The sequence below is a fragment of the Yersinia sp. 2542 StPb PI genome (assembly GCF_048593855.1).
Lineage (GTDB): Bacteria > Pseudomonadota > Gammaproteobacteria > Enterobacterales > Enterobacteriaceae > Yersinia > Yersinia enterocolitica_E.
Genome location: NZ_JAZGQA010000073.1, coordinates 1 through 20,618, shown reverse-complemented (window position 1 = coordinate 20,618; position 20,618 = coordinate 1). Strand labels below are relative to the sequence as shown.

Below are 20,618 nucleotides of genomic sequence, written 5' to 3'. Positions count from 1 at the left end.
ATTCATAATATTATTTTTTTTGGGTGCGGCAGAATATTGCCTTTTTTCCAGAGCTTGATTGTACTTGTCTATACGAGTATATGTTAATAAATACTCAAGCTAAGTAATGTCGTTGATACCTGAAAAACTGGTTGAAGGAAATTGCCGTGACTGCCCAAAATAGATTCCGTGATACTGAGATTCGTGCCCCGCGTGGTACGCAACTTACGGCCAAAAGTTGGCTGACCGAAGCCCCGTTACGTATGCTAATGAACAATCTTGATCCAGACGTGGCTGAGAATCCAAAAGAGTTAGTGGTTTACGGCGGTATCGGCCGAGCAGCCCGCAATTGGGAATGCTATGACAAGATTGTTGAAAGCCTGACCCATCTGAATGACGACGAGACGCTACTGATTCAGTCGGGTAAGCCCGTCGGTGTCTTCAAAACCCACAGTAACGCCCCTAGAGTATTGATTGCCAACTCGAATCTGGTGCCTCATTGGGCCAACTGGGAGCATTTTAACGAACTGGATGCCAAGGGGTTGGCGATGTACGGCCAGATGACCGCAGGCAGTTGGATTTATATCGGTAGCCAAGGCATTGTGCAGGGTACCTATGAAACCTTCGTCGAAGCCGGTCGGCAGCACTTTGGTGGCAGCCTGAAAGGGCGCTGGGTATTAACGGCAGGTCTGGGTGGCATGGGCGGGGCACAGCCACTGGCGGCAACCTTGGCAGGTGCATGTTCTCTGAATATTGAGTGCCAGCAGAGCCGCATCGATTTCCGTCTTAAAACCCGTTATGTCGATCAACAAGCCACCGATCTGGATGATGCGTTAGCGCGAATCGAAAAATATACTGCGGCGGGTGAAGCTGTTTCTATTGCACTGTGTGGCAATGCGGCTGAAATTTTACCTGAGCTGGTTCGTCGTGGGGTTCGCCCAGATATGGTGACCGACCAAACCAGCGCACATGACCCGCTAAACGGTTATCTACCAAAAGGTTGGAGCTGGGAAGAGTATCGTCAGCGCGCCCAAAGCGAACCGGCATTGGTGGTTAATGCCGCTAAAACTTCCATGGCGGAACATGTTGAAGCGATGCTGGCCTTCCACAATATGGGTATCCCAACCTTTGATTACGGCAATAATATTCGCCAGATGGCACAAGATATGGGGGTCACTCATGCTTTTGATTTCCCTGGTTTTGTCCCTGCGTATATTCGCCCGCTATTCTGTCGTGGTATTGGCCCGTTCCGCTGGGCTGCGCTCTCTGGTAACGCCGACGATATTTATAAAACCGATGCTAAGGTTAAGGAACTTATCCCTGATGATGAGCATTTGCATCACTGGTTGGATATGGCCCGCGAACGTATCAGTTTCCAAGGGCTACCGGCCCGTATTTGCTGGGTAGGCTTGGGGCAGCGCGCTAAATTAGGTTTGGCTTTTAACGAGATGGTTCGTAGTGGTGAACTGTCGGCCCCGATTGTCATTGGCCGCGACCATCTGGACTCCGGTTCAGTTGCCAGCCCTAACCGAGAAACCGAAGCGATGCAGGACGGCTCTGATGCCGTATCTGACTGGCCGCTACTCAATGCATTGCTCAATACGGCCAGTGGCGCAACGTGGGTTTCTCTGCACCACGGTGGTGGTGTCGGGATGGGCTTCTCCCAGCACTCTGGCATGGTGGTGGTCTGTGATGGCACTGATGATGCTGCTGAGCGTATCGCTCGGGTATTACATAACGATCCGGCTACTGGTGTTATGCGCCATGCTGATGCAGGTTATGACATTGCCATTAACTGTGCACAAGAGCAGGGGTTGAACCTGCCGATGGTTGCTGCAACTCAAGGTAAAAAATCATGAAAACAGTCAATAAAACAGTCAATAAAACAATGGTACTGCACCCTGGGTTGATGACGTTGGCGGATTTGCGACATATATACCAACATCCAGTCAATATATCGTTGGATGAAAGTGCTGATGCGCCTATCCAGCAGAGTGTGAAGTGCGTACAGGCAATATTGGCAGAAAAGCGTACTGCCTATGGCATTAATACTGGTTTTGGCCTGTTAGCATCGACTCGCATCGCTACCGAAGATCTGGAGAACCTGCAACGTTCGATAGTCCTTTCCCACGCGGCCGGCGTCGGAGAGCCAAATGATGACGCCATTGTGCGGCTGATTATGGTGCTGAAAATCAATAGCCTGGCGCGTGGATTTTCAGGTATCCGTCGGGAAGTCATTGATGCGTTGATTACGTTAGTTAACGCAGAGGTCTATCCGCATATTCCGCTAAAAGGATCCGTGGGTGCTTCCGGTGATTTAGCACCGCTGGCGCACATGAGCTTGCTGCTGTTGGGAGAAGGTAAAGCGCGCTATCAGGGCGAATGGCTTGATGCTCGCACGGCTCTGACGAAAGCGGGCCTGGAACCGCTCACCTTAGCGGCCAAAGAAGGATTGGCATTACTCAATGGCACTCAGGTTTCAACAGCTTATGCACTACGTGGTTTGTTTGAAGCCGAAGATCTCTATGCTGCGGCGTCTGTCTTTGGCAGCCTCACCGTGGAAGCGGCTTTAGGCTCCCGTAGCCCGTTTGACGCACGTATTCATGCGGTGCGAGGCCAGCGTGGTCAGATTGACGCGGCCAATACTTATCGCCACCTGTTGGGCGATCGCAGTGAAGTCTCTGAATCTCATAAGAATTGTGACAAAGTACAGGATCCTTACTCTCTGCGTTGTCAGCCGCAGGTGATGGGTGCCTGCCTGACTCAAATGCGTCAGGCAGCAGAGGTGCTGGCTATCGAGTCGAATGCAGTATCAGATAATCCGCTGGTGTTTGCCGAACAAGGCGATGTGCTGTCAGGCGGTAATTTCCATGCTGAGCCGGTGGCTATGGCAGCGGATAATCTGGCATTGGCACTGGCTGAAATAGGTTCATTAGCCGAGCGTCGTATTTCACTATTAATGGATAAACATATGTCGCAGTTACCACCATTCCTGGTGGAAAATGGCGGCGTAAACTCTGGTTTTATGATTGCACAGGTGACTGCTGCTGCATTAACCAGCGAAAATAAAGGGCTGGCATACCCTTCCAGTGTTGACAGTATTCCTACATCCGCCAATCAGGAAGACCATGTTTCTATGGCACCACGTGCGGGTAAACGCTTGTGGGAAATGGCTGAAAACGTGCGCGATATTCTGGCTGTTGAGTGGTTAGCGGCATGTCAGGGGTTGGATTTGCGCAAAGGTTTGAAAACCTCGGATGCATTGGAGCCTGCCCGCCAGCTATTGCGCCAACATGTAGCCTACTACGAGAAAGATCGTTTCTTTGCCCCCGATATTGAAGCGGCAAGCCAACTCATTGCGCAGCGTCATATGAATGAACTGATGCCTGCGCACCTACTACCCAGCCTTTAATAACGATTTGTCCACTAATAACCGTTTATCAACTAATAACAATTAATCTACTAATAACAACGGTCACCAGTTATTACATCAACCTATGGGTGGTCCCGATTACCGGGATCACCCTCTCTGAACCCCTGCCTGAAAAGGCACAAATTTTGCGAGAATGTACCATGAAGAATGATTCATCCACGCTCAAACGAGGCCTCAGTGCCCGGCATATCCGGTTTATGGCGTTAGGTTCCGCCATTGGGACCGGTCTGTTTTATGGTTCTGCCGAGGCGATTCGTCTGGCGGGACCAGCAGTTTTACTTGCTTACCTCATCGGCGGCGCGGCCGTGTTTATGGTGATGCGCGCACTGGGTGAGATGGCAGTGCATGACCCGGTAGCAGGCTCTTTCGGTCACTATGCCGGCCGTTATCTTGGGCCGCTGGCCGGTTTTCTCACTGGCTGGACCTATACCTTCGAGATGATTATTGTGGCGTTGGCTGATGTCACCGCATTCGGTATCTATATGGGGTTATGGTTCCCTGATGCGCCACAGTGGGTTTGGGTGCTGAGTATTATTTTCTTTATTGGTGCGCTGAATCTCTGCTCAGTCAAAGTGTTTGGTGAAATGGAATTTTGGCTATCGTTGCTAAAAGTGACGGCGATTATTGCCATGATTGCTGCCGGCTTGGGCATCATGATGTTTGGCTTTGGTGCAGGTCATGAGAGCACCGGTGTCAGTAATCTCTGGTCTCATCAAGGATTTATGCCGAATGGCTTGACGGGGGTGATTGCATCATTTGCCGTGGTGATGTTTGCTTTTGGGGGGATCGAAATTATCGGTGTCACGGCCAGTGAGGCGAAGAACCCAGAAAAAGTGCTACCACGTGCCATTAATACCGTACCGATACGCATTCTGCTGTTCTATGTTTTGACCTTGTTTGTGCTGATGGCTATTTATCCATGGAATAGCATTGGGCAAAATGGCAGTCCTTTTGTTGAGATTTTCAGTAGCTTAGGTATCAGTTCTGCCGCTAATATTTTGAATCTGGTGGTTATTACCGCGGCTATTTCCGCCATTAACAGTGATATTTACGGTGCGGGTCGCATGATGTACGGCATGGCGCAAGAAGGGCTGGCACCGAAGTGTTTTAGCCGTCTGACCCGTAATGGTGTGCCATGGATGACTATTTTGGTGATGGCAATCGCACTGTTATGTGGTGTGGTGCTGAACTATCTGATCCCGAAAAATGTATTCCTGATTATTGCCTCGATTGCCACCTTTGCGACGGTCTGGGTATGGCTGATGATCCTTATCTCGCAAGTGGCGATGCGCCGCTCTATGAGCAAAGAGAATATTGCCCGGCTGACATTCCCGGTACCGTTCTGGCCAGTGGCACCGATTCTGACCATCATCTTTATGGCATTTATTATCGCGGTTTTAGGTTACTTCCCTGATACCCGTATCGCCATGTATGTTGGGGTGGCGTGGGTAGTATTAATGACTCTCGCCTGGTGGGTCTGGTTACGCAAAGCTTCACCACGGTCCCTTCAAGAACCGATAGAGAGTTTGCAAAAACAGATAGAAAGTCGCGAGGTTTAGCCACGACTGGCCGCTGATGATCGATTCAGCGGCCATACTGTTGCTTTTTAGCTCTGTGAGGGGCGAGCCGGCACATTGATCACCAATTTTTGGTGTAATTCTAACGCCATGGTTTCAAGGCGGGTGGTTAATTGATTGGTCAGGGTGGTGAGTTCTGTATTCTGCCGCAGTAACTCCAGCATTTGCTCCGCATTTTGCGCTGCCATTCTTTGCCGCTCTTCATTCGCAATGGCTAGTGCCTCGCGATGTTGTGCATCGGCTTGTGCATTAGCCTTATCACGTTCTGCCTGGCGGGTTTGTGCCAATAAAATAAGGGGTGCTGCGTAGGCCGCCTGTAAGCTAAAAGCCAGATTTAGCAAAATAAACGGGTAAATATCAAATTTGACAATACCCATCACATTCAGACCAATCCAGATCACCACAATGAGTGTTTGTGCGCCAAGGAAGACTGGCGTGCCGAAAAAACGGGCAAAAGCTTCTGCTTTCTGGGCAAACCAACTGTTGCCGAAAGGGGTTGATAAGTGTTCATGAGCACGATGGTAGCGGAGATAATCGACTTTACGTGGCTGTAGTGGCGGCTGCTCAGTCACGGGTTCAGTTTTTTTCATAGGATGTTACCCCGGTAGATGAAGGATTCTGTTGAGGTCAGCTCACGACAAAATTAAATCAGGTTACTTAATGCTTCAGACTATTTAATTATAGAGTGGGGTCCGATGAGCAATGGATAATTACCCCGTCTAAAGATGTTGAGTTGATGGAATAATCACATATTCATTTTATTGTTATCGCACTATATACCAAGATAATGTTTTGCGTTTAAAGTAGCGGCGTGGCCAGATGGTGATAAACTGACCTCAATTGTGAAAAATTATATACATACGGAGTAGCGGCCCATGCCTGCCATAGCCATTAAGCGGTGGATTAAACGGATTGTACTGGTCTTGGTGGTAATGTCAGTTACCATACTGGCGATACGAATTTACGATACACAACGTGGCCCAAAGCTCGAGCTTTGGCATACGTTTGTTCCTCATGATATGCGCGCGGCTGAGATTGATAAAGCCAGTTGGGCGGATTACATCAAAGCTGAAAATAACCTTTTCGATGAAGTGCGGATTAATGTTACCGAGAAACTGGAACCAAGGAATGAAATTCCATTAAATCGTTATTACTCTGGTAGCTCGATTTACCCTCCACATTTCAAAAATGACTGGAATCGTTCATATATTCTTGAGCCAGAAGGTAAACCTAAAGGTGCGGTGGTCTTACTGCATGGTTTAACTGACACCCCTTATAGCCTGCGTCATATTGCTGAAAATTATCGTCAGCGTGGATATGTTGCCATTGGTATTCGTTTGCCCGCTCACGGAACAGTGCCTGCGGCTCTGACCGATGTTGAATGGCAGGACTGGCTGGCGGCAACGCGCTTAGCTGTTCGTGAAGCCAAAGCACTGAGTGGCCCTGATTTACCGCTACACGTGGTCGGCTTCTCCAATGGCGGCGCGTTGGCAATGAAATATACGTTGGATTCAATGGATGACCCGACACTGGCGAAACCGGTGCGGGTTATCTTGATATCCCCGATGATCGGTGTCACCAGTTTTGCGCGTTTTGCCGGTATTGCCGGTTGGCCCGCTATCTTCCCGGCCTTTGCTAAAGCAGCCTGGTTGGGGATTGTGCCGGAGTTTAATCCTTTCAAATATAACTCGTTCCCAGTGAATGCTGCCCGTCAGTCTTATTTACTGACGTCTGTGCTGCAACAGCAAATTGCGCGTGATGCCAGAAACAATAAGATGGAGGAGTTACCCCCGATTCTGACCTTCCAGTCGTTAATGGATTCAACGGTCAGTACTCGTGCGGTCGTTACTGCTCTTTATAACCACTTGCCGAAGAATGGTAGCGAAGTGGTGCTGTTCGATTTGAACCGTGCCGCCAGTTTCGGCCCGCTATTGAGAACTTCTTCTTATACTGCTCTGGCGCGTTTGTTGCCTCCACCGCCACGTAATTATAGCGTAACGGTGATTACCAACGTTTCACCGCAAAGTAATGAAACAGTGGCGCTGACTACCTTGGCGGGTGAGACTAACGAGGTTTCAGTACCTACCGGCTTGATTTACCCACCGGACATTTTCTCGTTATCCCACGTGGCATTGCCATTCCCAATGAGTGATTCGCTGTATGGCCGCTATCCAGAACCGCGTGACCAATACGGTATCAGCTTGGGGACTTTTGCCGCTCGTGGTGAGCGGGCGGTACTGGTTGTCGGGTTAGACTCCCTGATGCGTATCTCATCAAATCCATTCTATTCGTACATGTTGCAGCGGATAGATGACAAGATAGACGCACCAGCGAAATAAGATGGTGTTAAAGCCTCCGAATCGGGGGCTTTTCCATAATGAGTGCCATACTTTCAAGTCGTAGCTGTTGTTCATATTTACTGACCCAGAAAGGAAAGCAAAATGTCTATTGAAAAAGTCGTATACCGTGCCAAAGCTAAAGCCACTGGCGGGCGTGATGGTCGGGCAACATCCTCAGATGGTGTATTGGATGTGAAATTGGGCGTCCCAAAAGAGATGGGTGGGGCGGGAGGTGCTGTGACTAATCCAGAACAGCTCTTTGCTGCGGGCTATTCAGCTTGTTTCCTTGGTGCGCTGAAATTTGTGGCATCAAAAGAAAAGGTGAAAGTGCCGGATGATGCCAGCATTGAAGGTACCGTGGGCATTGGTGCCATTCCAACCGGTTTTGGTATTGAAGTGCAACTGGATATCAGCTTGCCGGGTATCGAGCGTAGCGTAGCAGAAGATTTGGTGAAAAAGGCGCATGTTGTCTGCCCATATTCCAATGCCACGCGTGGCAATATTGATGTGACATTGAATATCAAATAAGCCAATTTCTCATCTCAGCAGCCCATAAGAATTATCTTGTGGGCTATATGCTGCACCCCCGAATTTTCTGCTCTAACTTCAAATAAATAAGCCAATATATCCTCTAGAGACTATGCGCTAGTTCGTGGATTGACGAACTAAGAATTGTTAAGATAATTCTTGTAACTAAAATCAATAGCATGCTTATTGATCTCGCACTGAACCTGAGGGGGGGTTCACTGTCTGACTGATTCAAGCCGCAAATAGTGTCTCTGGAGACCTGGCGTTATATGGACAGAGTTAAATCTTTATCACAGCAAAGCATTTCTTTGTTGTTGGCTGTTTATATTGGTATTTTCCTGAATATATCTGTCTTTTATCGTCGTTTTGACTCCTTTAGCCAAGGTATCCAAGGCATAAAAGTCGTGTCTGCTATCATCGAAGTGATGGCCATTATTCTGTTTACCTTTTTTGTTATGAGGGTGATCTCCCTCGGTGGCCGGTGGTTTTATCGTGTTATTGCCACCCTGCTGGTCCTAATTTCTGTCGCTGCCAGCTATTACATGACTTTTTTCAATGTTGTCATTGGCTACGGCATCGTTATTTCGGTGCTGACCACCGATACAGATTTATCGAAAGAAGTCATCGGGTTACATTTTGTCATTTGGATGGTGCTGGTCAGCACACTACCGCTACTACTTATCTGGAAAAACACTCTGCGGCTAACCCTGCTTGAGCAATTTTTGACGCCAGGGCAGCGTATTAAGCCTGTTTTGTTGATGGCAGTTGCTGTGGCGCTGGTTTGGTTGCCGTTACGCTATCTGGATAATGTACAAGATGCTAATGAGCAGCTGAAAACGGTGGATTTACCGAGTTATGGCGGTGTGGTTGCTCACTCATATTTACCCTCTAACTGGTTGGCTGCATTGGGTTTATATGCTTATACCCAATATAACGAGCGTTATGATGCGGTAACATTGTATAACCCGACCGAACACCATACTTATATCGCGCCGGCCGGTATTGATGACACCTATGTTGTGTTTATCATTGGCGAAACAACGCGTTGGGATCATATGGGGTTGTTGGGATACCCACGTGATACCACTCCTCGCCTGAGTAAAGAGAAGAATTTAGTCGCTTTCCGTGGCACATCTTGTGATACCTCAACCAAACTTTCACTGCGCTGCATGTTTGTGCGCGAAGGCGGCACTGAGAATAATCCACAGCGCACATTGAAAGAGCAAAATGTGTTTACGGTGATGAAATCATTGGGTTTTACCTCTGAACTGTTTGCCATGCAGAGCGAAATTTGGTTCTACAACAATGCGAATACTGATAATTACTCGTTCCGTGAATTGATTGCTTCAGAGAAGCGCAACGATGATAAGCCGGTAGATGACATGCTGCTGGTTGATGAATTGAAGGAGTCTCTGGGGCGTTATCCTGTAGGCAAGCATTTGGTGGTATTGCACACCAAAGGCTCACATTACCTCTATTCCCAACGCTATCCCCGCAGTTATGCCCGCTATCAGCCTGAATGTATGGGGGTCGATGATTTTTGCAGTAAGCAGCAATTGGTGAACGCTTTTGATAACAGTGTGCTGTATACCGATTCGTTTATCGCAAATGTGATTGACCAAATGCGGGATAAAAAAGCATTAGTGTTTTATGCATCGGATCATGGTGAGTCTATTGACGAGAACTCCCACTTCCACGGAACACCACGTGAAATGGCGCCCCCGGAGCAATTCCGTGTGCCATTGATGGTTTGGGCCTCGGACAAATTCCTGGCGCAACCGGATCATCTCGCGGCTTTTGAGCAACTACAGGCTGAGCAGCGGGTGGGTAAGACCCATCGTCAGGTTGAATTGTTTGATTCTATTTTGGGTTGTTTAGGTTATACCTCGCCAGATGGCGGCATTAATGCCCAGAATAACTGGTGCCAGGCACCGGGGCGGCCTGCAAAATAAACATTTAGCACAAGTATAATCCGATATGAAATGATTTTTGATTCCAATCCCATTGTCACTTTTAGGTTACGGTATACTCCAGTTCCAATCCCTACTGGCTGGAGTCTTCCATGACTTACCGTGTTGCCTTTATTGATGATCATGACATTGTGCGCTCAGGTTTTGCCCAGCTACTTTCTCTGGAAGACGATATTCAAGTGGTGGGGGAGTTTAGTTCAGCAAAACAGGCACGCCTCGGATTACCTAGCCTACAGGCGAATATCTGTATTTGTGATATCTCGATGCCTGATGAGAGTGGTTTAGATTTACTGAAAGACCTCCCTTCAGGGATGGGGGTCATTATGCTCTCGATGCACGACAGCCCGGCGCTAGTGGAAATGGCGTTGGAGCGCGGTGCGCGGGGGTTTCTATCCAAGCGTTGTAAGCCAGAAGATCTGGTTTCGGCTGTCCGTACCGTTGGCAGTGGCGGCGTCTATCTGATGCCTGAAATCGCCCAACAATTGACTCGTATTGCTGTTGACCCCTTAACCCGACGTGAGCGGGAAGTTGCCTTGTTATTAGCGCAAGGAATGGAAGTGCGCGAGATAGCCGAGTCACTTGGCCTGTCACCGAAAACCGTGCATGTCCATCGCGCTAACTTATTTTCCAAGCTCGGTGTCAGTAATAACGTTGAGTTAGCTAAGCAGGTATTGAATCTATGATGCAGCGTTTTATTATGCTGCTGGCATTGTTATTTATTTATATCACTGCAGCTTTCTGTTTATGGTCCGTTGGCACTCAATTAGTTGATCGGCCGTTACAGGCACTACTGCTGTTCCCGTTTGGCCTGCGGATGGGCATTTTATTGCAAAGCCCACGTCAATATTGGCCGGGCATTCTGTTGGGTGATGCACTGCTATGGTGGCTGCTGACCGATCAGTTTGGCTATCCTTATAGCTTGCTGTGGGCTGCGATTCCCTTACTGCTGGCGACCACGTTATTGGCGGTTATCGCTTCTCCTTGGCTGTTGCGCAATCAGAGCAGCGGCAGTGAATGGAAGTGGCCCTTGATGCAAGGTGTGGTGATTTTTGGTGCTGCATTGATACAAGCATTAGGATGGCAGATTAACAGTGGTCAGGGTGCTATGGCGCTGCTATTGGGGTTGGTGGGTGGATTTACCATCGCGCCGATTTGTCTGTTGTTGTGGCACTATCTGGCGCGTCAAATCTGGTCTCCGCTGGAACCGGGGCTGATTCATAAACCCATTAATCTACGTTTGCGCCATATCCTGTGGTATCTGCTGCTATTCGCCTTGAGCATTTGGCTACAACATCATGTCACCGAGTCAGATTTGTATTTGTTTGCACCGTTCTGTTTGGCAATCCCGATTGTATTTATGTCTTATCGCTATGGTTGGCAAGGGGCGGTGGTGGCCACATTGCTCAATGGCATGGTGTTATTGATCAATACCCCCGCAGAATTAGATTCACACCGTGATTTGTTGTTGTCGTTATTGGCGCAGAGTTTGACCGGCTTATTATTAGGCGCGGGGATCCAGCGTCAGCGCGAGTTAAATTACCAATTACAGCTACGGCTGAATGAAAATCGTGAGTTGGCTAAAGCATTGGTGGTGGCCGAAGAACATGCCCGGCGTGATGTTGCACGTGAACTGCATGATGAGGTTGGGCAGACAGTGACGGTTATCCGAACCCAAGCCAGTATTATCAAACGGTTAACTACCCAACCACAGGTATTGACCAGTGCCGAAATGGTCGAGACGCTGGCGTTGCGGGTTTACGATGGTGTCCATGATGTTTTGGCGAAACTGTGGCCTGCGGCATTGAATAATCTGCCCTTATCGGCGGCTATTGCTGCACTAATGCGTGAACTTATTCCGCAGGATCAATCAGTGACCGGCGTGCTTAACTGGCAACTCAGTGACGCTGATATAGATGAAACACTGAAAATCACCCTATACCGTATCTGTCAGGAGGGAGTAACCAATGCCTATCGCCATGGTGCTGCCAGCCGGATTGAAATTAATGCACAACAGAATGATAAACAGATAACACTGACGATTCACGACAATGGAAAAGGTGTTGATTTGGCGACATTAACCCCAGGTTATGGGCTAAGAGGTATGCAGTCACGGGTGAGTGCTTTAGGGGGGGATTTTACGCTGAGTGTCGATAACGGCACCTGTTTAAATGTGACCTTGCCCACAGTTTCTCTGTCAGCTAATGAAAACTAAGAAATATTCTCGGTTTTTGCAGGGTTTTTTCTCATTGGTTTTGTACGCACGAGGAACATGATGACTCTACTTGAAAAAATTTCTGAGGTTCACATGTGGTCTTTCCTCAAAAGCCGCGATAACGTGCCGCCCGTCACGGATCAAGCGCAAATTGATTCGTCTTATAAATATTGGCGTATTCAACTAATGTGGACGATGTATATCGGCTACGCTGCGTTCTATTTCACCCGTAAAAGCTTTAACTTCATCATGCCTGCAATGCTGAGTGATTTAGGGCTGACCATGTCGGATGTCGGGATTTTAGGCACACTCTTTTATATCACTTATGGTTGCTCTAAATTTATCTCCGGCATGATAAGTGACCGCTCAAATCCGCGCTACTTTATGGGCATTGGGTTGGTTATGACCGGGGTTATCAATATCCTGTTCGGCATGAGCTCGTCACTGCTCGTGTTTGGTTCTTTGTGGATCCTTAATGCCTTCTTCCAAGGTTGGGGTTGGCCGCCTTGCTCCAAAATCCTGACCAGTTGGTATTCGCGCTCAGAACGCGGGGGTTGGTGGGCGATGTGGAATACTTCGCATAACTTTGGTGGTGCGCTGATTCCCCTGTTGGTCGGCTTTATTTCTCTGCACTTTAGCTGGCGTTACGGCATGATTATCCCTGGTATTATCGGTGTGGTGATCGGTTTACTGATGTGTTGGCGCTTGCGTGATAAGCCGAGCACGATGGGGTTGCCGAGTGTGGGTAAGTGGCGCAATGATGCGATGGAATTGGTCCAGGAATCTGAAGGCCAGGGGCTATCAAATAAAGAGATTGTGAAGCGCTATGTATTAACCAACAAATATATCTGGTTGCTGGCGGTATCTTACGTGCTGGTTTATATCGTTCGTACTGCTATCAATGACTGGGGTAACCTTTATTTGACACAAGAGAAAGGTTATTCATTGATGACGGCCAACTCGGCGATTTCACTGTTCGAGGTGGGGGGCTTTATTGGCTCGTTGGTGGCAGGTTGGGGTTCTGATAAGTGGTTCCGTGGCAACCGTGGGCCAATGAACTTGATATTTGCTATTGGAATTTTCCTCTCGGTGGCGTCGTTGTGGATTATGCCGGGTGTCAGTTACATCTTGCAGGCGAGTTGCTTCTTTGCCATTGGCTTCTTCATTTTTGGCCCGCAGATGTTAATTGGTATGGCTGCCGCTGAATGCTCACATAAGGATGCTGCGGGAGCTGCTACCGGTTTTGTTGGGTTGTTTGCCTACTTGGGTGCGGCCTTATCTGGCTACCCCATTGCCCGCGTGATGGAGGTTTGGCACTGGAATGGTTTCTTTGTGGTTATTTCCATTGCGGCCTGTTTATCTGCATTCTTCTTGCTGCCATTCCTACGGGCGCAATCGCCAGAATTAAAGCAAGCGGAAGCCTGATTTACGTGCAAATGCGTCAGTTTTAGCCGTTGGTGATGTTTTTAACAACAGTCACTCAGCGTTTGTTAAAAAGTGATTGACGGCCAAAAATCGTAGCAGTAAGATGCGCCCCGATTCGGCGAGTAGCGCAGCTTGGTAGCGCAACTGGTTTGGGACCAGTGGGTCGGAGGTTCGAATCCTCTCTCGCCGACCAAATTTAAGAACCCTGACTTTTAAGTCAGGGTTTTTTTTGGTGTTTTTTCTGCCAAATGTGCCTATCCATCCCGCTATTTCCTTAAGCTAAATCGCCCCCACTGACATGATTTGGTCACCGATAATATCTGTTGCGCTGTCATGCACTCATAAGGGGCACCATTAGGGTGCGCTTTCGTATGAAGCCTTGCTATCTCTTGGACGGTGAGGGGGAGGGCAAGCTGACTTTGCTTTTTTAACGGCACGCAAGATGTGTGAAATTCTGGCTGGATGTGACAACGATCACGTCACTTATCGGCTGTCACGACAGCATTTCCTCCTGTTTTCTGTCGAGATTACAAAAAAAACCTACCCGATATGCATCATTTAGCAACAAAGTTTTTTCGTTTGTCACTGGATGTTGCGACTGCTTTATTCTAATTAGCCAGTCAATATCGCTGGCATATTACCGCTAGCATAATTTTTCATGCTAATAATGTTAACGAGAAGTTTTTTTTATGTTTGCATGCTGTTTCTCATTGTCTTGATAAAACCTTTCAGACCGTATTGACGTTGCCACCAACTGTTGCCAAATTGGTACCCTCAGGGGGAGTCATAGAGAGCAGTTTGGGTGATTCAATGCATTCAAAATTGCTGTCGTGATAGCTTTTATCCGACATCTCAATCCCGCATCCCTGTGGCTAATGAGCCAAAACGGTACAGTCCACGGACGAAAAAATTATAGGGTCTGGCCGTACACACAACACACATCACCATAATGGAGCACAAGCGATGACGATTTCCTTGGGAAAAACAGGGATACTGAAATTCGGTATTGGGCTGATTGCACTGACCGTGGCGGCCAGTGTACAAGCAAAAACATTAGTCTATTGTTCTGAAGGTTCACCTGAGGGTTTCAACCCGCAGCTCTTTACCTCTGGCACAACGTATGACGCCAGCTCGGTACCCATCTACAACCGTCTGGTTGAATTCAAACTCGGTACTACCGAAATTGAACCTGGTCTGGCTGAAAAGTGGGAAATTAGCCCAGATGGCAAAAGCTATACTTTCCATCTGCGTAAAGGCGTGAAGTGGCAAGATAATAAAGACTTCAAACCGACCCGTGATTTCAATGCTGACGATGTGATCTACTCTTTCATGCGTCAGAAAGATGATAAACATCCGTACCATAAAGTGTCTGGCGGCAGCTATGAATACTTCCAGGGCATGGGTATGGGTGATTTGATCACCAATGTGGTTAAAGTTGACGACAACACCGTGCGTTTTGAATTGGCGCGTCCTGAGTCGCCATTCCTTGCCGATCTGGCGATGGACTTTGCCTCTATCCTGTCTGCTGAATATGCCGACAAGATGCTGAAAGCGGGCACCCCGGAAAAAGTCGATTTGAACCCAATCGGTACCGGCCCGTTCCAGTTGCAACAATACCAAAAAGACTCCCGTATCCTGTACAAAGCCTTTGAGGGTTTCTGGGGTACCAAGCCGAAAATTGATCGTTTGGTGTTCTCTATTACACCAGATGCGTCAGTCCGTTACGCTAAATTGCAGAAAAATGAATGTCAGGTTATGCCATACCCTAACCCGGCTGACATTGCTCGCATGAAAGAAGACAAAACCATCAACCTGATGGAGCAACCTGGCTTGAACGTCGGTTACCTCTCCTTCAACGTTGAGAAAAAACCATTGGATAACGTGAAGGTTCGTCAGGCGTTGACCATGGCTGTTAACAAAGAAGCGATTATTGATGCGGTTTATCAGGGTGCTGGTCAAGCAGCCAAGAACCTGATCCCACCGACTATGTGGGGCTACAACGATGACGTGAAAGATTACGCTTACGATCCGGCTAAAGCGAAAGAGCTGTTGAAAGAAGCGGGCCTACCAGATGGATTCGCTATCGATCTGTGGGCAATGCCAGTTCAGCGCCCGTACAACCCGAATGCCCGTCGTATGGCTGAAATGATCCAGTCTGACTGGGCGAAAATTGGTGTGAAAGCCAAGATAGTAACTTACGAGTGGGGCGAATACCTCAAGCGTGCTAAAGACGGCGAGCATGAAACAGTGATGATGGGTTGGACCGGGGACAATGGGGACCCAGACAACTTCTTCGCCACCCTGTTTAGCTGTGATGCGGCCAAGCAAGGTTCCAACTACTCCAAATGGTGTTATAAGCCGTTTGAAGACGTGATTCAGCCTGCTCGTGCTGAGTCTGATCATGACAAACGTGTCGCACTTTACAAACAAGCTCAGGTTGTTATGCATGATCAAGCTCCGGCGCTGATTGTTGCTCACTCAACTGTGTATGAGCCAGTGCGTAAAGAAGTGAAGGGTTATGTTGTAGATCCGTTGGGTAAACACCATTTCGAGAACGTGTCCCTGGATTAATTTTAACCTTAGATAAACCGGTGAATGTGTGGAATACGCATATTCGCCGGTTTCTTGTTGATACCCAAAATAATTCGAATTGCAGGAAGGCGGCAAGCGAATGAGTCCCGATGAGCTTACTGAAGTAAGTGATTCGGGTGACAAATCGATCGGGAACCGATTTGAACGCTGTTTGCAGCGGCCTCGCAGAGGCGAGGCCCATGGACGGGCCGAGTAACGAGTGTAGCCAACGCACATGCAGTTTGAAGTATGAAGGGTATAGGTTAAGACAGATACAGATGTGAGCCATATAACCTCTCCCAATAAGTGTTATTGTCGCAGAAATTTTGGGCATGGACAGCGCGCAAGCACCGGAGCGGACACCATGACCTTGTAAATCATGGCTACGTGACGGTGGTGAGCACTGACCTAGGTCAAAATGGCAAGTAAAATAGCTTATTGGGGAGGTTTAATAAGCTGGGTTGCCCACGAGCAGCCCGGCATTCTACACAGAGAGTTCGGGATATGTTGCAGTTCATACTCCGACGTTTGGGGTTAGTTATCCCAACGTTTATCGGCATTACTTTGCTGACCTTTGCTTTTGTCCATATGATCCCGGGTGACCCGGTGACCATCATGGCTGGGGAACGCGGTATCTCCACCGAGCGTCATGCTCAAATCATGGCGGAAATGGGGCTAGACAAGCCTCTCTATCAACAATACTTCCATTATGTGAATGGCGTATTACATGGCGACCTCGGCATCTCGCTGAAAAGCCGTATTGCTGTCTGGGAAGAGTTCGTCCCACGCTTTAAAGCGACACTGGAACTGGGGATCTGCGCGATGCTGTTTGCTATCGCGGTGGGTATTCCGGTGGGGGTGTTGGCGGCAGTTAAACGCGGTTCAATATTCGATCACACCGCTGTTGGGATCTCCCTTACCGGCTATTCGATGCCTATCTTCTGGTGGGGCATCATGCTGATTATGTTGGTCTCGGTCCAATGGAACCTGACCCCGGTTTCCGGGCGCGTCAGTGATACGGTGTTCCTTGATGACAGCCTGCCTTTGACTGGTTTTATGCTGATTGACACCTTTGTTTGGGGTGAGCCGGGTGATTTCAAAGACGCGGTGATGCATATGATTTTGCCTGCCATCGTTTTAGGGACTATCCCTCTTGCCGTCATCGTACGTATGACGCGCTCCTCGATGCTGGAAGTCTTGGGTGAAGATTATATCCGTACTGCGCGGGCGAAAGGCCTGAGCCGGATGCGGGTGATTGTGGTCCATGCACTGCGTAATGCTTTGCTGCCGGTGGTTACCGTGATTGGCTTGCAGGTTGGTACCATGCTGGCTGGCGCTATTCTGACGGAAACCATCTTCTCCTGGCCGGGGTTAGGGCGCTGGCTGATGGATGCCTTGCAACGCCGTGATTACCCAGTGGTTCAGGGTGGTGTGTTGCTGGTCGCAATCATGATTATTTTAGTTAACTTGCTGGTAGATGTGCTCTATGGCGTAGTTAACCCGCGTATTCGTCACAAGAAATAAGGGGCGCAGAATGTCTCAACTTACTGAGTCTACAGTAAAAAGTGCGCCGAAGCCGATGACTCCATTGCAGGAGTTTTGGCACTATTTCAAGCGCAATAAAGGGGCTGTTATCGGCCTGTTCTACATTATTATTATGCTATTGATTGCCGCTGGTGCTACCTGGCTTGCCCCGCACGGGCCGGCAGAGCAATTTCGTGATGCGTTACTGAAACCGCCGGTTTGGGAAGAGGGTGGCAGTTGGAAATTCCTGCTGGGTACCGATGATGTGGGCCGTGATGTGTTATCTCGCCTGATGTACGGTGCTCGCCTCTCGCTGCTGGTGGGTTGTCTGGTGGTGGTGCTATCACTGGTGATGGGCGTGATTTTCGGTTTATTGGCCGGTTATTTTGGCGGTATCGTTGATGCCATCATCATGCGTGTTGTCGATATCATGCTGGCACTGCCAAGCCTGTTGCTGGCATTAGTGCTGGTGGCGGTATTTGGCCCCTCCATCGTTAACGCCTCGCTCGCATTGACCTTTGTTGCCTTGCCGCATTATGTCCGTTTAACCCGTGCCGCGGTGCTGGTTGAGGTGAACCGCGACTACGTAACGGCCTCAAGAGTGGCTGGGGCGGGTGCGATGCGCCAGATGTTTATCAATATCCTGCCCAACTGCCTTGCGCCGTTAATCGTGCAGGCTTCTCTCGGCTTCTCTAACGCCATTCTGGATATGGCGGCTCTCGGCTTTCTCGGCATGGGTGCGCAACCGCCAACACCGGAATGGGGCACCATGCTCTCTGACGTGTTGCAGTTCGCCCAAAGCGCCTGGTGGGTCGTGACCTTCCCCGGTGTGGCGATCCTGCTGACGGTTCTGGCGTTTAACCTGATGGGGGACGGCCTGCGTGATGCTCTCGACCCCAAACTCAAGCAGTAACAGAGGTAGAGAGAGATGGCACTTTTAAATGTAGATAAATTGTCGGTGCACTTCGGTGACGAAGGTGCGCCGTTCAAGGCCGTAGACCGTATTAGCTACAGCATTGAGCAAGGGCAGGTGGTAGGGATTGTGGGTGAATCCGGTTCCGGTAAATCGGTCAGTTCACTGGCGATTATGGGACTGATTGATTACCCCGGCAAAGTGATGGCTGACAAGCTGGAGTTTAATGGCCGTGACCTGACCAAGATTTCCGAGAAAGAGCGGCGTCAGTTAGTGGGTTCGGAAGTGGCCATGATCTTCCAGGACCCGATGACCAGTTTGAACCCGTGCTACACCGTCGGTTTTCAGATTATGGAAGCGCTGAAGGTGCATCAGGGTGGCAACCGTAAAACCCGCCGTCAGCGGGCGGTGGATTTGCTGACGCTGGTGGGCATTCCTGATCCCGCGTCACGTCTGGATGTGTATCCGCATCAGCTTTCCGGCGGGATGAGCCAGCGCGTGATGATTGCGATGGCGATTGCTTGTCGGCCGAAATTGTTGATTGCTGATGAGCCAACGACTGCGCTGGACGTGACCATTCAGGCCCAGATTATTGAATTGCTGCTGGAGCTACAGCAGCGTGAAAATATGGCGCTGCTGTTGATAACCCATGATCTGGCACTGGTGGCTGAGGCGGCTCATCATATTATTGTGATGTATGCCGGTCAGGTAGTGGAAACCGGTAAAGCCTCGGAAATCTTCCGCGCGCCACGGCACCCGTACACTCAGGCATTGTTACGAGCCTTACCGGAGTTTGCTCAGGATAAAGCGCGTCTGGCGTCGTTACCGGGTGTGGTACCGGGTAAATATGACCGTCCTGACGGGTGCTTGCTGAACCCACGTTGCCCGTATGCCAATGATCGTTGCCGCCGTGAAGAGCCAGAACTGCTGGGGCCAGCGGGGCGTCAGGTTAAATGTCATACACCGCTCGATGATGCGGGGAGGCCGACCTTATGAGCCAACCAACTGATATGAAAAAAGAATTACAGGTATCCAAGCCGCTATTACAGGCTATCGACCTGAAAAAATACTATCCGGTCAAAAAAGGGTTCTTTGCACCAGAGCGTCTGGTTAAAGCACTGGATGGGGTTTCTTTCACCTTGGAGCGCGGTAAAACATTGGCCGTGGTTGGCGAGTCCGGTTGTGGTAAATCCACACTGGGCCGCTTGCTGACTATGATAGAGATCCCAACTGGCGGTGAGCTTTACTACCAGGGTCAGGATTTGCTTAAGCCGGATGAAAGTGCGGAAAAGCTGCGGCGTCAGAAGATCCAGATTGTGTTCCAGAACCCTTATGGCTCGCTGAACCCACGTAAGAAAGTGGGGCAGATTCTGGAAGAGCCACTGCAAATCAATACTAATCTCAACAGCAAAGAGCGGCGTGAAAAAACATTGGCAATGATGGCAAAGGTCGGCCTAAAAACCGAGCATTATGACCGTTATCCCCATATGTTTTCCGGCGGTCAGCGCCAGCGTATCGCCATTGCCCGTGGGCTGATGTTGAATCCCGATGTAGTGATTGCCGATGAGCCGGTTTCTGCACTGGATGTTTCGGTGCGGGCTCAGGTATTGAACCTGATGATGGATTTGCAGCAGGAACTGGGTCTGTCGTATGTCTTTATTTCCCATGATTTATCAGTGGTTGAGCACATTGCTGATGAAGTGATGGTGATGTATCTGGGGCGCTGTGTTGAGAAAGGCAGTAAAGAAGCCATTTTTAATAACCCACGCCACCCTTATACACAGGCATTGCTCTCTGCTACCCCCCGGCTGAATCCTGATATGCGCCGTGAGCGAATTAAATTGACGGGTGAGCTACCTAGCCCCATGAGCCCGCCACCGGGGTGCGCATTTAATGCCCGTTGTCGTCGGGCGTTTGGGACTTGCACCCAGCTACAGCCGCAACTGAAGCAATATGGTGATCAAATGGTCGCCTGCTTTGCGGTTGATCAGGATGAAGCAGAAAAAGCCAGCTAACACGGGTTAAGGCCCCAGCGCTGTTGGTTGGGGTCCAATCGACGAGTGCGATATCAATTACAACAACGCCGATAATTCGGCGTTTTTTTATAACTGAAAATAGCCTTCCATTGACTATTTATAACTTCATTT

At 49.2% G+C, this 20,618-nt stretch carries 15 protein-coding genes and 1 tRNA gene; 15 read left to right on the top strand and 1 reads right to left on the bottom strand.

Annotated features, from left to right (window positions below):
* The first annotated feature begins 146 nt into the window (after positions 1-146).
* The 3 genes from hutU to V1952_RS11145 all read left to right on the top strand — a co-directional run bounded on the left by hutU (position 147) and on the right by V1952_RS11145 (position 4,971).
* Positions 147-1,838, top strand: coding sequence for a urocanate hydratase (gene hutU, locus V1952_RS11155; protein WP_372560246.1), 1,692 nt, complete (start codon positions 147-149; stop codon positions 1,836-1,838).
* A 29-nt stretch (positions 1,839-1,867) separates the two neighbouring features.
* A complete protein-coding gene (hutH, locus tag V1952_RS11150) occupies positions 1,868-3,391 on the top strand; it encodes a histidine ammonia-lyase (RefSeq protein WP_420074746.1) in 1,524 nt (507 codons plus the stop codon).
* Positions 3,392-3,552: 161 nt separating this feature from the next.
* Entirely contained in the window at positions 3,553-4,971 is a 1,419-nt protein-coding gene (locus V1952_RS11145; protein ID WP_420074745.1) for an amino acid permease, read from the top strand.
* A gap of 47 nt (positions 4,972-5,018) precedes the next feature.
* Here the strand turns inward: V1952_RS11145 and V1952_RS11140 are convergent, their stop codons facing one another.
* Positions 5,019-5,579 carry a DUF1003 domain-containing protein gene (locus V1952_RS11140; protein WP_372560248.1) on the bottom strand — a complete coding sequence of 187 codons (561 nt, stop codon included), beginning with the start codon at positions 5,577-5,579 and terminating at the stop codon, positions 5,019-5,021.
* Between the two features lie 285 nt (positions 5,580-5,864).
* Between V1952_RS11140 and V1952_RS11135 the strand changes: the two genes are divergently transcribed.
* From V1952_RS11135 to dppF, 12 genes are all read left to right on the top strand, one after another.
* On the top strand, positions 5,865-7,328 hold the full coding sequence (locus V1952_RS11135; RefSeq protein ID WP_083161409.1) for an alpha/beta hydrolase: 1,464 nt from the start codon (positions 5,865-5,867) through the stop codon (positions 7,326-7,328).
* 102 nt (positions 7,329-7,430) lie between these two features.
* Positions 7,431-7,856 carry an organic hydroperoxide resistance protein gene (locus V1952_RS11130; RefSeq protein WP_004713820.1) on the top strand — a complete coding sequence of 142 codons (426 nt, stop codon included), beginning with the start codon at positions 7,431-7,433 and terminating at the stop codon, positions 7,854-7,856.
* A gap of 269 nt (positions 7,857-8,125) precedes the next feature.
* A complete protein-coding gene (gene eptB / locus V1952_RS11125; protein ID WP_083161407.1) occupies positions 8,126-9,808 on the top strand; it encodes a kdo(2)-lipid A phosphoethanolamine 7''-transferase in 1,683 nt (560 codons plus the stop codon).
* 110 nt (positions 9,809-9,918) lie between these two features.
* Positions 9,919-10,509: a transcriptional regulator UhpA gene (gene uhpA, locus V1952_RS11120; RefSeq protein WP_083161405.1), complete on the top strand. Its 591-nt coding sequence runs from the start codon at positions 9,919-9,921 to the stop codon at positions 10,507-10,509.
* A complete protein-coding gene (uhpB, locus tag V1952_RS11115) occupies positions 10,506-12,038 on the top strand; it encodes a signal transduction histidine-protein kinase/phosphatase UhpB (RefSeq protein ID WP_372560249.1) in 1,533 nt (510 codons plus the stop codon). Before uhpA ends, uhpB begins: the two co-directional genes overlap by 4 nt.
* Before the next feature lie 93 nt (positions 12,039-12,131).
* A complete protein-coding gene (locus V1952_RS11110) occupies positions 12,132-13,463 on the top strand; it encodes an MFS transporter (protein WP_083163967.1) in 1,332 nt (443 codons plus the stop codon).
* Between the two features lie 116 nt (positions 13,464-13,579).
* Positions 13,580-13,656 (top strand) — tRNA-Pro (locus V1952_RS11105).
* Positions 13,657-14,426: 770 nt separating this feature from the next.
* Complete coding sequence (dppA, locus tag V1952_RS11100) at positions 14,427-16,034, top strand: dipeptide ABC transporter periplasmic-binding protein DppA (protein ID WP_372560250.1); 1,608 nt, start codon at positions 14,427-14,429, stop codon at positions 16,032-16,034.
* Between the two features lie 504 nt (positions 16,035-16,538).
* Positions 16,539-17,558 (top strand): dipeptide ABC transporter permease DppB, encoded by a 1,020-nt coding sequence (gene dppB / locus V1952_RS11095; RefSeq protein WP_005174906.1) that lies wholly within the window; start codon positions 16,539-16,541, stop codon positions 17,556-17,558.
* A gap of 10 nt (positions 17,559-17,568) precedes the next feature.
* Positions 17,569-18,471, top strand: coding sequence for a dipeptide ABC transporter permease DppC (gene dppC / locus V1952_RS11090; RefSeq protein WP_083161399.1), 903 nt, complete (start codon positions 17,569-17,571; stop codon positions 18,469-18,471).
* A 15-nt stretch (positions 18,472-18,486) separates the two neighbouring features.
* Positions 18,487-19,467, top strand: a complete 981-nt coding sequence (gene dppD / locus V1952_RS11085) for a dipeptide ABC transporter ATP-binding protein (protein ID WP_083161397.1) — start codon at positions 18,487-18,489, stop codon at positions 19,465-19,467.
* Between the two features lie 14 nt (positions 19,468-19,481).
* Positions 19,482-20,486 (top strand): dipeptide ABC transporter ATP-binding subunit DppF, encoded by a 1,005-nt coding sequence (gene dppF, locus V1952_RS11080; RefSeq protein ID WP_372560683.1) that lies wholly within the window; start codon positions 19,482-19,484, stop codon positions 20,484-20,486.
* Positions 20,487-20,618 lie beyond the last annotated feature (132 nt).

Excerpts from the sequence above, each read along its gene's own strand:
- dppA (WP_372560250.1), top strand. The coding sequence starts at position 14,427 with ATGACGATTTCCTTGGGAAAAACAGGGATACTGAAATTCGGTATTGGG.
- V1952_RS11145 (WP_420074745.1), top strand. The coding sequence starts at position 3,553 with ATGAAGAATGATTCATCCACGCTCAAACGAGGCCTCAGTGCCCGGCAT.
- uhpA (WP_083161405.1), top strand. The coding sequence starts at position 9,919 with ATGACTTACCGTGTTGCCTTTATTGATGATCATGACATTGTGCGCTCA.
- V1952_RS11130 (WP_004713820.1), top strand. The coding sequence starts at position 7,431 with ATGTCTATTGAAAAAGTCGTATACCGTGCCAAAGCTAAAGCCACTGGC.
- dppB (WP_005174906.1), top strand. The coding sequence starts at position 16,539 with ATGTTGCAGTTCATACTCCGACGTTTGGGGTTAGTTATCCCAACGTTT.
- dppF (WP_372560683.1), top strand. The coding sequence starts at position 19,482 with ATGAAAAAAGAATTACAGGTATCCAAGCCGCTATTACAGGCTATCGAC.
- uhpB (WP_372560249.1), top strand. The coding sequence starts at position 10,506 with ATGATGCAGCGTTTTATTATGCTGCTGGCATTGTTATTTATTTATATC.
- eptB (WP_083161407.1), top strand. The coding sequence starts at position 8,126 with ATGGACAGAGTTAAATCTTTATCACAGCAAAGCATTTCTTTGTTGTTG.
- hutH (WP_420074746.1), top strand. The coding sequence starts at position 1,868 with ATGGTACTGCACCCTGGGTTGATGACGTTGGCGGATTTGCGACATATA.
- dppD (WP_083161397.1), top strand. The coding sequence starts at position 18,487 with ATGGCACTTTTAAATGTAGATAAATTGTCGGTGCACTTCGGTGACGAA.
- dppC (WP_083161399.1), top strand. The coding sequence starts at position 17,569 with ATGTCTCAACTTACTGAGTCTACAGTAAAAAGTGCGCCGAAGCCGATG.
- V1952_RS11110 (WP_083163967.1), top strand. The coding sequence starts at position 12,132 with ATGTGGTCTTTCCTCAAAAGCCGCGATAACGTGCCGCCCGTCACGGAT.
- V1952_RS11140 (WP_372560248.1), bottom strand. The coding sequence starts at position 5,579 with ATGAAAAAAACTGAACCCGTGACTGAGCAGCCGCCACTACAGCCACGT.
- V1952_RS11135 (WP_083161409.1), top strand. The coding sequence starts at position 5,865 with ATGCCTGCCATAGCCATTAAGCGGTGGATTAAACGGATTGTACTGGTC.